4 protein-coding genes and 1 pseudogene are annotated in these 13,249 nt (G+C 43.8%); 3 read left to right on the top strand and 2 right to left on the bottom strand.

Going from position 1 to position 13,249, the window contains the following annotated elements; genetic code table 11:
- The first annotated feature begins 4 nt into the window (after positions 1-4).
- The 3 genes and pseudogenes from NXV01_RS23035 (at position 5) to NXV01_RS23025 (ending at position 6,118) form a co-directional block, all read left to right on the top strand.
- The gene (locus NXV01_RS23035; protein ID WP_259023276.1) at positions 5-823 is read left to right on the top strand and encodes a hypothetical protein; all 819 of its coding nucleotides are present in this window, start codon (positions 5-7) and stop codon (positions 821-823) included.
- A gap of 64 nt (positions 824-887) precedes the next feature.
- Complete coding sequence (locus tag NXV01_RS23030) at positions 888-3,449, top strand: glycoside hydrolase family 3 C-terminal domain-containing protein (RefSeq protein ID WP_148364643.1); 2,562 nt, start codon at positions 888-890, stop codon at positions 3,447-3,449.
- Between the two features lie 88 nt (positions 3,450-3,537).
- Positions 3,538-6,118 (top strand): annotated as a pseudogene (locus NXV01_RS23025) (glycosyl hydrolase family 95 catalytic domain-containing protein).
- Between the two features lie 184 nt (positions 6,119-6,302).
- Here the strand turns inward: NXV01_RS23025 and NXV01_RS23020 are convergent.
- Positions 6,303-10,004 carry a glycoside hydrolase family 2 TIM barrel-domain containing protein gene (locus tag NXV01_RS23020; RefSeq protein WP_148364645.1) on the bottom strand — a complete coding sequence of 1,234 codons (3,702 nt, stop codon included), beginning with the start codon at positions 10,002-10,004 and terminating at the stop codon, positions 6,303-6,305.
- A 501-nt stretch (positions 10,005-10,505) separates the two neighbouring features.
- On the bottom strand, positions 10,506-13,211 hold the full coding sequence (locus NXV01_RS23015; RefSeq protein ID WP_195649710.1) for a hypothetical protein: 2,706 nt from the start codon (positions 13,209-13,211) through the stop codon (positions 10,506-10,508).
- Between the last annotated feature and the right edge of the window lie 38 nt (positions 13,212-13,249).

The following is a 13,249-nucleotide window of genomic DNA, read 5'->3' as shown; positions in this document are numbered from 1 at the left end:
GCCCATGTTCAATGCACTGAAAGCCGCACTCAAAGGCAGTGAATGGACTACATTCGAAGAAGTAAAACATCCGGTGAAACCGGAATATCCTTCTCCTGTTTATCCTGTTGCCTGTCTGATTGGACAGCCTCGTCTGGATTTAATAGATTTCATAACCAAAGCCGGTTTGGGGTTAACAGACCAGCCGAAAAAAGCAAACTTATGGATCATAGATGCCGAATCGGTGACAGCCGAAGATTTGCAGCGCATACAACCAGCTTTGAAAAAATGGAAAAAGAAAGGGGGAATGGTACTGGCATTGAGCATCGGACAGAAATTGAGTGATGACTTCTGTCACTGGTTGCCGGAGAAAGTAAAACTGACCGACCGCAGAGCTACGGCTTTAGAGATGAACAGAAATACTTCCTGGGGAAATTATTTTGAACTCCCCGATTTGTATTTTAGTGAGATGGAGGGTGACCGCTACATCTTAAAACAGGGATTATCCGGAGCATTGACCGAAAAGGGGAATATCGTATTAAAAGCCTCCCGTACAGACTGGAGCTTGTTCAATACGTCTCCCGAACATTGGAAGTGTGCGCAGGTCGTATTATGTGAAGCATTGCAGAAACCCGGGGGAGCAGCTTTAGTGACTTATCCTCTACAAGAGAATGTAAATCTGGTGTTGTCTGTGATTGACTATCGTTTACAGACGAAAGAAACGAATGTCTCCTGGAATTCCATGATGCGTGTAATGGGAATTGCAACATACGGAGCCGACTTCAATTCTCATGATGTAAAGAACAAGAAACATGGTTTGTTGATGGACGGCCCTGTAGATTAGAAAGTGGGAAAGTGATTCCGGAGCAAGTGCTACGAACAATTATAAAAGAAAATATGATAGAAAAATGGTGATAATGAACAGGTATAAAAAGATTTTGTTGGCAGGTACTTTATCTGTGATGTCTTGCTCATTGATACATGCGCAAGAGTTGTATAAGAATGAAAACGCTCCTGTGCACGAACGGGTGGCAGATTTACTTTCCCGCCTGACAGTGGAGGAAAAGATTAGTTTGCTGCGTGCTACTTCTCCCGGTATTCCTCGTTTGGGCATTGATAAATACTATCATGGCAATGAGGCATTGCATGGAGTAGTCCGTCCGGGACGTTTCACTGTATTTCCGCAAGCTATCGGACTGGCAGCTACCTGGAACCCTGAGTTACAAAAACGGGTGGCTACTGTGATTTCGGATGAGGCGCGTGCCCGTTGGAATGAACTCGATCAGGGGAGAGAGCAAAAAGAGCAGTTTAGTGATGTACTGACCTTTTGGTCACCTACGGTGAATATGGCACGTGATCCCCGTTGGGGACGTACCCCGGAAACGTATGGGGAAGATCCTTTTCTAAGCGGAGTGATGGGAACGGCTTTTGTGAAAGGCTTGCAAGGAGATGATCCGCGTTATTTGAAGATTGTTTCCACTCCCAAGCATTTTGCTGCCAATAACGAAGAACATAACCGTTTTGTCTGTAATCCGCAAATCTCGGAAAAGCAACTGCGCGAATATTATTTCCCGGCTTTCGAAATGTGTGTGAAGGAAGGAAAGGCAGCTTCTATCATGGCTGCTTACAATGCGTTGAACGATGTGCCTTGTACACTAAATGCCTGGCTGCTGAAAAAAGTGTTGCGTCAGGACTGGGGATTTCAGGGATATGTCGTTTCCGATTGTGGGGGACCTTCTTTATTGGTAAACGCCCATAAGTATGTAAAGACGAAAGAGGCGGCTGCCACTCTATCCATTCAGGCTGGATTGGATTTGGAATGTGGAGATGATGTCTATGACGAATATCTGTTGAATGCTTACAAACAATACATGGTATCGGATGCCGATATCGATTCGGCTGCCTGCCATGTGTTGACAGCGCGTATGAAACTGGGACTTTTTGATGGAACTGAACGAAATCCGTATACCAGAATCTCTCCGTCGGTGATTGGCTCGAAAGAGCATCAACAGATTGCTTTGGATGCAGCCCGGGAGTGCATTGTTTTATTGAAGAATAAGAATAATATACTTCCATTGAATGTTAATAAGGTGAAGTCAATAGCCGTGGTAGGTATCAATGCCGGTAAATGTGAGTTTGGTGATTATAGCGGTGCGCCGGTAGTAGATCCGGTTTCCATTTTGCAAGGTATAAAAGACAGGGCAAGCGATCAAGTGAAAGTAGTGTATGCACCCTGGAAATCTGCTGCCGACGGCTTGGAACTGATTCAAGGAGAAAACTTTCCGGAAGGATTGAAAGCAGAATATTTTGAAAACACTGCATTGGAGGGTACGCCTAAAGTACGTAAAGAAGGTTGGATTAATTTTGAGCCTGCCAATCAGGCGCCCGATCCTTTTCTTCCTAAATCTCCGCTTTCCGTTCGTTGGACGGGAAAATTGAGACCGACTATCTCCGGTCGTTATACTTTTAGTTTTACTTCCGACGATGGTTGTCGTTTGAGTATTGACAACCAGTTGTTGATTGACGCCTGGTCGGCTCATGCGGTATCTACAGACTCTGCTTCCATCTATCTTGAAGCGGGGAAAGATTATCAGTTAAAAGCGGAATACTATGATAACCGGGATTATGCTATCGCAAAATTACAATGGAAAGTGCCGCAGGTAGGAAAAGCGACCCGTCTCGATTTGTATGGGGAGGCCGGAAAAGCAGTCCGCGAATGTGAAACGGTCGTTGCTGTGATGGGAATCAATAAGTCAATAGAACGTGAAGGACAGGACCGGTACGATATTCAGCTTCCGGCAGACCAAAGAGAGTTCTTGCAGGAAATCTATAAAGTAAATCCGAATATAATCGTTGTATTGGTAGCAGGAAGCTCACTGGCTGTCAACTGGATGAACGAACATATTCCTGCCATCGTAAATGCCTGGTATCCGGGTGAACAGGGAGGAACAGCCGTTGCCGACGTATTATTTGGTGACTACAATCCAGCCGGGCGTTTGCCGCTCACTTATTATAAATCTCTGGATGAATTGCCTGCTTTCGATGATTACGATATAACCAAAGGGCGTACTTACAAATATTTTAAAGGAGACGTTCTTTATCCTTTTGGTTACGGACTTAGTTATTCTTCTTTCAAATACAGCGATTTGAAAGTAAAAGACGGTGCAAATACCGTCAGCGTTTCTTTCCGCTTGAAGAATACCGGCAAGAGGAAAGGGGATGAAGTGGCACAGGTTTATGTGCGGATTCCGGAAACCGGAGGTGTCGTTCCGATTAAAGAGTTGAAAGGTTTCCGGCGTATTCCTTTAAAATCAGGAGAGAGCCGTGTGGTGGAAATCGAACTCGATAAAGAGCAACTTCGTTATTGGGATGCAAGATTGGGACAATTCATCGTTCCCCAAGGTGCGTTCGACATTATGGTCGGTGCTTCCTCTAAAGATATTCGTCTGCAAACTGTCATTAATTTATAGATTGTATCATAGTTGTTGAGGCTGTGTAAAGGGTAATCGATGTATTAACTGTACCTTTTACACAGCCCGACTTTTAATTTATTGTATTATGAAAAACAAGTATTTGCGGTGTATAAACGCACTATTCTTATGCTGCCTGATGGCGGAAACAACAATGGCTGCCCGTTTCCAACAGCCACCCCTGAAAGCTACTTACAACAAACCCGCAAAAGTGTGGGAAAGCGAAGCATTGCCTATCGGTAACGGTTATATGGGCGCTATGATCTTCGGAGGTGTGGAAGTAGATGTTATTCAGACAAATGAACATACTTTGTGGTCAGGAGGTCCTGGCGAAGATCCGTCTTATAACGGAGGGCATTTGGGAACCCCGGAAACGAATAAAAGTTATCTTCATAAAACCCGTGTGCTGTTACAGCAGAAGATGAATGATTTTACTGCAAATCATTCCGCTTATATTGACGCAGACGGAAAATTGATTACCCATAATTATGAGGGGGATGGTAACGGTACGGAACTACGAAACCTCATAGATAAACTGGCGGGAACTAAAGAGCATTTCGGCTCTTTTCAAACATTGAGCAATATCATTGTAGAGGTTGTAAATCCGGCTACCTCCGAACCTGCCTATTCTGACTATACTCGGACGCTGGATATCGACAATGCCATTCATCGGGTAACTTATAAAGAGGGAGGAATAACCTTCAAACGGGAGTATTTTATGAGTTATCCGGACAATATCATGGTGATGCGTCTGACATCGGATTCGAAGAAAGGAAAGATTTCACGTATGATATCTTTGGAGTCATTGCATACCGACAAGGTCATCCGGGCTTTGAACAATACGATTACCCTGACAGGATATCCTACTCCGATGAGTGGTGACAAGCGTGTAGGAGATCATTGGAAGAATGGATTGAAATACGCCCAGCAACTATTAGTGAAACATACAGGCGGAAAGATTACGGTAGTAGACGGGAAGAAATTGAAGATAGAAGATGCCAAAGAAATCATCGTATTGATGTCGGCTGCAACGAACTATGTGCAATGCATGGACGATTCTTATCATTATTTCTCTGGAGAAGAACCGCTGGATAAAGTGAAGGCTACGCTGAAAAAGGCGACCAATAAAAAATACACCACTTTATTGGCTACCCACGAGAAAGATTACCATTCGTTGTATGACAGAATGAAACTGAATCTGGGCAATCCGCCGGGAATACCCGTTACAACTACGGACAGCCTGTTGAAGGGCATGGATGCCCATACCAACTCGGAATCCGAAAATCAATACTTGGAAATGTTGTATTTCCAATTTGGTCGTTATCTATTGATTTCTTCTTCAAGAGAAGGTTCTCTGCCTGCCAATTTGCAAGGTGTGTGGGGAGAAAGACTTTCCAATCCCCTGGAATTCCGACTATCACACCAATATCAATGTGCAGATGAATTATTGGCCTACGCAGCCTACTAATCTATCCCGTTGCCACCTGCCTATGGTAGAATATGTAAAGAGCCTCGTACCACGCGGAAAATATACGGCACAACAATATTATTGCAAGCCCGATGGCGGAAATGTACGTGGATGGGTGACGCATCATGAAAATAATATTTGGGGTAATACGGCTCCGGCCAAGAAAGACACTCCCCATCATTTTCCGGCAGGAGCTATTTGGATGTGCCAGGATATTTGGGAATATTACCAGTTTAATCTCGACAAGGACTTTTTAGAAGCGTATTATGATGTCATGCTCCAAGCGGCTCTTTTCTGGGTGGATAACCTTTGGACGGATGAGCGGGACGGTACTTTGGTGGCAAACCCCTCACATTCTCCCGAGCATGGTGAGTTTTCATTAGGTTGCTCCACCTCACAAGCTATGATAGCAGAGATGTTCGATATGATGATAAAAGCCAGCAAGGTGTTAGGTAAGGATAAAGAACCGGAGATTGCAGAAATAGAGACTGCAATGAACAAACTTTCCGGTCCGAATATAGGATTGGGCGGACAATTGATGGAGTGGAAGGACGAAGTGACGAAAGACGTTACCGGAGACGGTGGGCACAGACATACGAACCATCTTTTCTGGCTGCATCCGGGCTCGCAGATTGTGATCGGAAGGAGCGAAGAAGATGATAAATATGCAAATGCCATGAAAGTGACATTGAATACCCGTGGAGACGAGGGCACAGGCTGGAGTAAAGCGTGGAAACTAAATTTCTGGGCCCGTTTGCATGATGGTAACCGCTCTCATGCATTATTGCGGAGTGCAATGAAACTGACTGTTCCCCAAGGCCGTTTCGGTGGTGTATATACCAACCTTTTTGACGCGCATCCGCCTTTCCAGATTGATGGAAACTTTGGTTGTACAGCCGGGATTGCGGAAATGTTGATGCAGAGTCAGGGAGGATATATCGAGTTGCTTCCCGCTTTGCCCGATGTATGGAAAGACGGTGCGTTCAAAGGGATGAAAGCCAGGGGAAACTTTGAAGTGGATGTAACCTGGAAAGAAGGGAAAATCACTTCGATTGAAATACTTTCTAATGCAGGTGCAGAGTGTATGCTTAAATATCCGGATGCAAAGAGTCTGAAAGTTTCCGGTGCTAAGGTAAGAGTACTCGCTGACGACCGGATTGCTTTTGATACTGTTAAAGGTAAGAGATATACGATCAGATGAATATTGCACAATGCGATATTCGTTTTACAACGATTATTTCCTTTCTGAAATAAAAAAGAGAGGACGAAAGTCCGAAAGACTTTAAAACGAAAACTCCCCCTCACGGCAAAGTAAGAGGGAGTTTATTCATTCAAAACCTTTCGGACATTTGTCCTCTCTTTTATTTCTGTTTTCTACCTTATTCCTATTTGTTGGTAGTCAGGCAATTAATCATATTCACTACTAACTTACCAGCTACCGGATCTGTCGTTGCCTTTTCCGTACACATGGTAGAGATCATTGCTTCTCCCTTTCCGTCAGCTATTTGTAACATCGTCAGTCCACGCATAGATTCTATTCGTTCGATGCGGTCTTCCGGTTTTCCACCATCAATGTAAGCATGAATTTTCATCTGTCCTGCCAGTTCCGTCACGTTCTTGTGGCGATGGACTTTCAGAGTAGCGGTACATGCTTGCGGAATTTCCCGTTTATTGTTGTTGAAATAGCGTAATTCCAATACATCGATGTCATTGAACACCGGAGCATCATTGCGTTCCATAATTACGATATCGCCTTCTGTCGGGATAATCCAGCCCGTGATATATTCAGGATATATAGCTTTGACGGCTTCCTTACTGTTGAGGAAGAGTAGCTTTCCACCTTTTGACTGATAAGCACGGATCAGCTCCTTTTCTTCGTCAGTGCAGGCTGTCAGACCGGAGATAACGCAAAGGTCAGCTTTCAGTTTGCTGTTGAGCAATTCTTTTATGGAAGAAATCGGTTGATAATTGATGTTCAGGAAGTCAAATACCATTTTCGTGTTATCTTTATCCAATAATACAATCTTTTTGTTTGGGTCTACCTGACCTACATTCCACTCTTTATTAGTGAGCAACAACTCATATTCATTGGCAGAAATTGGCAGACCGTTCTCTGTGAGTTTTAATACCAGTTTGGCTTTTGTCTTGTCGGCAGGCAGATTGGCCGGCAACTGAATATCAGGTTCGGCATAGTATCGCGCATAATGTTTCACAGCCGGAATCTTTTCACTGCCGCTTGCCAGGCACTTTCCGCTTTCATCTTGTATTTCCCAGCGAAGCAGGGACGGTTGCAGATCCGTACCGTCTTCACGGTCATTGACCACATAGATGCGTGTAGGCAGTTTCTCACCTGCGTACAAGTTGCGTCCCCACAATTCTGCACTAACCAATACAGGTTGTAAAGCCCGTTTCAAAGCATAGTAGGTGGGGTACGGTTCAATGTTCTGATAATCGTATGTCTGACGGAACCATGTCATCAATGCAAAGTGCATAATACCCGAAGCCTGGTCGTTGGAGCGACGAAGCGTTTCGGCCAGTTCACCCGTGATGAATGCTTGTACTTTCAGGAAGGAAGCCGGGTCTGCCCAGTCATAAGATTCATAACCGATCAGTGTATAAGGATTTTGGTGGATGAGCTGATAGGAGCGGGTAGGATGCCCCGTTTCATTATTGGGATAACCTGTAGACATCTCCTGACTGATAAGCGGACGGTCGGTTACCTTGAACTGTTTTTGGAATTCTCCATTGAAGAAACGGAAAACCGAGTAGTCATACCAATTGTAATAACCGTGCATATCGTCAATGTCGCCATCATCGATGCTGCTCATAAAGTCAGCACCGAATTTCTTATCCTTGCCTTTGGCCTGATAGTTGGAGTCGAAGCAGATAGGACGGGTAGGGTCGATGCGACGCATCTCTTTCACTACATCCGAAATAATACGGTATTTCTCTTTGGCACGTTCCAGATTGCTGTCATTGTCGTAGAACTTCATTTCATTGTTCACTGTCCAGAAGAGCAGTGAAGGGTGATTGCGATATTTTTTCAGCAATCCTAAAAACTCGTTACGCCATATTTCAATCAGACGCTGGTCTGGAATTGGAGTGGAATGAATCATCAACCACGACCATGTGCCTTCGAATGAAACACCGATACCGTTACGGTCGGCAGCTGTCATCCAGCGTTTGTTCCACGGAGTGGTGTGTGTACGGGTTACGTCGATGTTTCCGGCTTTCATCAGTTGCATGAAAGTATTGGCCAGATTTTCATCATTAGGTGCCAGTGCGAAAGGAATGTGGTTTCCGCCGCGCAACCAGTATTTATTACCGTTCAGGTAGAAAAGTCCGTCTTTCACCTCAAAAGTACGGAATCCGGAAGTTTCTGTCAGACAGTCCAGTTCTGTTCCTTTATCTGCTACCAGGCGGAATTTGAAATCGTACAGGTTGGGATGCTGCGGTGTCCATAAGCGAGGTTTCAAATCGCTGATCGTATAGGTTTCCATGCGCTCTTCATCTGCATTGAGATTCAGTTTCCGTATGGATAATCCCGAATAGAGTACAGCACCGGTTTCTTTGTCGATGATATCCGTATAAAGGTCGAACTGTTTCTTTTTACTACCATGGTTCTTTAGGGTTACATCGAAGGTAGCGCCATTCAGGGTCGGTTTGATAAAGACATCTTCCACTTTTGCGGGGTCGGTAATCGTCAGCTTTACCGGTTGCCAGATTCCGGCAGGTTCGTCACCATAAAAACCATGAGGAATTTCTTTCAGCAGAGCATCTTTGTTCACTTCCACTTTGGCATCTTCCTGCTCACTTTCACGTACGGAAGAATAGAAGAAATCGATGGCATTTGCCGATTCCGATGCGCTTCCATCCATTTTGCGTGTCACTTTTACGGTAATCAGGTTCTTACCGGGTTTCAGCAAATGGCTGCCGTCTACCTGAATTTCACCGAACATGCCGAGATGTGAAGTGGCTAATGTTCCGTTGATATAGATTTCGGCAATTTTGGAGACCGCGTCGAAGGTCAGTGTCATATTTTTGCCTTCCACATTGGCAGGCAGTTCCAGCCATTGACGGTACCAGGCATATTTCACCCGGCGATAATCGAATGTATAGTTTTCACAGCGGTCGGTTTCCTGTTGGTAGTAGGTGTCCGACACACCTTTGGGTTGTGCACCGGTAGGAGAGGGCATCGTTTCGCCATGCAGCCAGATACGGATTGGTGTCCAGAAGTTAGGAACGGACATGATGTGCCAGTCCTGGTCGTTCGTTTGTACCGAAACAGCCTTATCCTTGTTGTCCAGTTGATAGTCGGGCATAAAGAGCCAGTTGCCATCCAGCGTGATGTCTGTGCGGCTGCCGGTGAGCGCTGCCAGTTTGGCGGAAGTATAGGAAGCCCGTTCCTGGCAGCGTTTGTTTTCTTTCTCCGCAGGAGTGGCCTTCTTTTGATATTCTGCCACTTTCACGTTTTTCAGTGCATCGTCTGCCATCGGAGTAACGGTGAGGTCATCAAATTCAGTTTCTATCCATCCTCCACCCAGAGCAACTTCACCTGATGGTACCAGGTCGGCATTCTTGTCTACAAGATCAATATGTGGTTGTTTCTCGTCGTTGAGGAATATGCGGATACGGTTGCCGCAAACTTCTACTTTTACACGATACCACTCTCCCGGTACAGGATGGAAACCTAACGGGCGGACTCCCATAAATTCGTCCGTACCCATATATCCGGTGCGCATCAGGTAAAGATCATCTTGCAGTCCGCCTTTGATACCTACCACATAACGGTCGAAACGGTTGTAATTGCGGAAGCTCGCCCATATCTGCACCTGTTCGGCATTTTTAGGGGCACGGGCTTTGAAAGAAAAGGAGTAGTTTTTCCATTCGGGATGACCGAATACGGCATAAGCGCCTTTCGAACGGAATACATTGTCGGCAATACTGCATGTTCCCCGACCCACCACTTTCAATGTTTCTCCGGCATTGGAGAAGTCGTTTGTCCATGTAGCATTGCTTTGTGCTTGTCCGTTCATGCAGAGGACGCTGCACGCACAAGCCAGAAATACTTTGCTGATTCTATTCATGATATTACAAGTTAATAATAATTTTGGTATAAAAGTACGGTTCGACAATAAATATTAGAATGAAGTACCGCTTAATGTACACTTAATATGTGCTTAATTGTCTTTGCTCTTGTTTTTCGTTGATTAATTTTATATCTTTATAGGTTTCTCTTTCTTTTTAAATTGCTGTTCACCTTATAAAGTGACAAATAGCACTTTATAAGGTGACATTTGTCTTACTATAAGATGACTATGGTCCCGTTGCAATATGACAACTATGCCGTTGCATAAACTCCTCTAGTTTTATGCATAGAAAATCCTAAATCTATGCACAGAAAAAACTAAATCTCTGCATTGAAAAACTAAATGTTGCAATGAATTTGACATAAATGCCATGTGAAAAATAAAAAGAACCATGCCAAAAAACGAAGATTACAAGCTTACGATTTAGTGGCATGGCTATTTATAGATTAGTTTTTGTTCAATATCATAACGATACTCTATTATGAATAGGTTCCGGAATTATCCTTCGATGATTCTGAAGAACATATTCTGACTGGAGTAGTCGCTGATAAAGGTAAACTTGAATTGGAAGTTAGTAGTGGTCGGAACAATTTTCAATGTGAAAGATTGTTCTTCGCTGTTTACGTCCAATGTGCTACTCGTTTCATTTCCTTGTGGCTCTAAAACCAAAGAATAGTTTTGTTTGCAGAAATATTTCTTGCAATAGTCAGTCATCACAATCTTGTTTCCGGCAGAGTCATATTTCAGCAATACAGGCAACTTGGTACCAGTAAGACCGGTCGGACCGCCATATACGTCCCAAGAACAACCATTCGTCCAGAAAGCATGATTCTTAAAATAGTTCCCCAAGTAGTATTTCTTGCCTACTTCCAAGTCTGCCATTTTTGTCTTCGTGTCATCACCGGTGATTTCAGAAACTTTAATTTCATAGTCTTTGCTTACAACTCCTGTTGCATTCGGTTGTTTATCACTACCCATGTAAATTGTATGCTCTCCCGGTTGGCGTACAGGGTCTTTGATGTACCACTGTTCATTACCTTCGGATTTCACCTCTCCCTTTCCGGCATTGAATGTCCACGAGAACTTGAGGCCGTTGTCAGCTTCATTCATTTCATTGATCTTCTTGTCATTGAAATTAAGCTGGAATAACTGCATGTGCGGGCTGTTACGAACCAGTGTGAGTGTGTAATTGGCAGCATCCCATATTACATTATTGGCATCCCATCTTTCTTTTACTTTTGTATTCTGATCGTTTTTGTTCAACGTGATGGTGAATTCTGCATCGGCAGGTTTGAAGTTATATAACGTTTTGCGCAGATCCACATTAGTAAAGTGATAACCTTCCGTTTCATCATATACACCCGGAATTGTATATCTTTCGCCCAAACGTATGGACGGTGTTTCATTGTTGATACCAGCCTTACCGTAAATCATGATATTCAATTCAGGTTTCTTTGTCGGAGCTTCTACTACGTACTTCGAAGTTACATTACCTATATACAATCCCACTTCTTTTTCATTGAGTGTGAAAGCTGCTTTGTCTGTCCCCTCGTCATTCATAGCGAACAGGTTAGCACCATCTATACCTTCAGTTTGAGGACCTACCAATAGATAATTAGCCTTTTGAGCCGCATCATAGTAAAGACATACTTCACCATTAGCCAACTCGGTTTCTTGTGTAATCGTTGCGAGATTTGTAGTCATAGGGATTGTTTCCCAGCTGCCACCGTTAAGTTGAGTACCCAGTTTCCATGCTTTAGATGCAGTAACACCCATATTTTCCAATGTGGTTTGAGCATTGTGCACTTTGATGACTTTGGTACCTTTATAAAGACTTTCGATATTGCTCAACAGTTCTGTTACACCTGTCAGTCCAATACCATTTTTAGCAGTCGATTCATCTTGTGAGTAAATCAATACTTCTTTAGAGAATTCTTCTTCGGCAACAGTATAAGTCACTTTCACTTTACCTGATTTGTTGGCAGCTTTAGCGGTTAACACACCTTTATCTGTTACTTCGAATGTGTTATTTGGGTTCTCTGTCAACTCATAAGTTGTTTCAATAGCCAATTCACCGAATCCCAGTTCGTCTACAAACTTCACTTCTCCGCTTTCGCCGAATCCCCAGCCTATTGTTTTAGCAAGGTCGAGACTTTCGGTGCTGATGAATTTCAGAGATTCCGAGTCCTGATAAAGCGTACGTGTTTCACGATAAGCAAACAGACCGTTGCTGGCGCTGTAAGAAGTCGGTTTCACTACGAAATAGTTGGAACTGGTAGTGGTCTTGTCTAATGTGATTTCCAACACTGCACCGTAGTATGGAGCTGTCATGTTGCTTGGAGTCAGTTCTACGGTCAGGAGGCCGTTTTCGTCCAGTTTCTTATTGGTATTTACCAACAGTTGAGGCACTTCCGCACGTGTCAGTTTCAATTCGTGGATATCCGCGCACTGGAAGTCTGCTTCGGACAAGTCGATGTCTTTAGGCAGAATCTTGAACTTGGCGGTAGCTGTATGGGCAGTAACCACTTTACCTAGTTTGTTAGTATAGCTGGCTGCTTCCAGGAACTCGTCTTCCTCAAAAACAAATTGTTTTTGGAAGAGGATAGAGCTGATACCGCTGAAACCACCGCCCTGTACGGGGAGGATATAGTTTTCACCGTAGATATAGACAGAGAGCGTCTTATTCTCTTTGTTCTCTGCCAGAATCGGAGTGTCTTTATCAGCTGTGATGGTGGTTTGCACCAGTCCTTCTGTTTTTTGGATGTAGATGTAACCGTTACTCTTGTCGTAGTATAACTGGTCTTTATCTGTTCCGGGGATTTCCTGTTCAGTGCCGAATGTCAACACCTTGTACCAGCCTGCACCTTTGTCTTTGGTGTATCTCCATGTACCTTCTTCCACCTTGAACTGGTAGAAAGGAGTCGCTTTATTGGAAGCCTGTACATATAATTCGTCTCCGTTGCTTAATACAATTGTGTATTGTGATTGGTCTTCACTGGGATACCAGCTCTGTACTGTCAGATTGGCGTTCAATGCAGCCTCAATCTTTTCTTTGAATCTATCCATGTCAGATTCAACCGTGCTGATACGGTTGTTCAGTCCTTCAATATCCGAGTCGTAATCCTTACAGGAAACAACTCCTGTTCCTAATGAAAACAACAGTGCTCCATAGAGAAAACTGTTTAATACTCTTTTGTTCATCATAGGTAAATTTTTAGTTTGATAAATATTTCATTTTTCTT

Source organism: Bacteroides sp. BFG-606, assembly GCF_024788145.1.
Lineage (GTDB): Bacteria > Bacteroidota > Bacteroidia > Bacteroidales > Bacteroidaceae > Bacteroides > Bacteroides vicugnae.
Note: the sequence above shows the minus strand (reverse complement) of the source record. Positions and strands in the feature narration are given on the sequence as shown.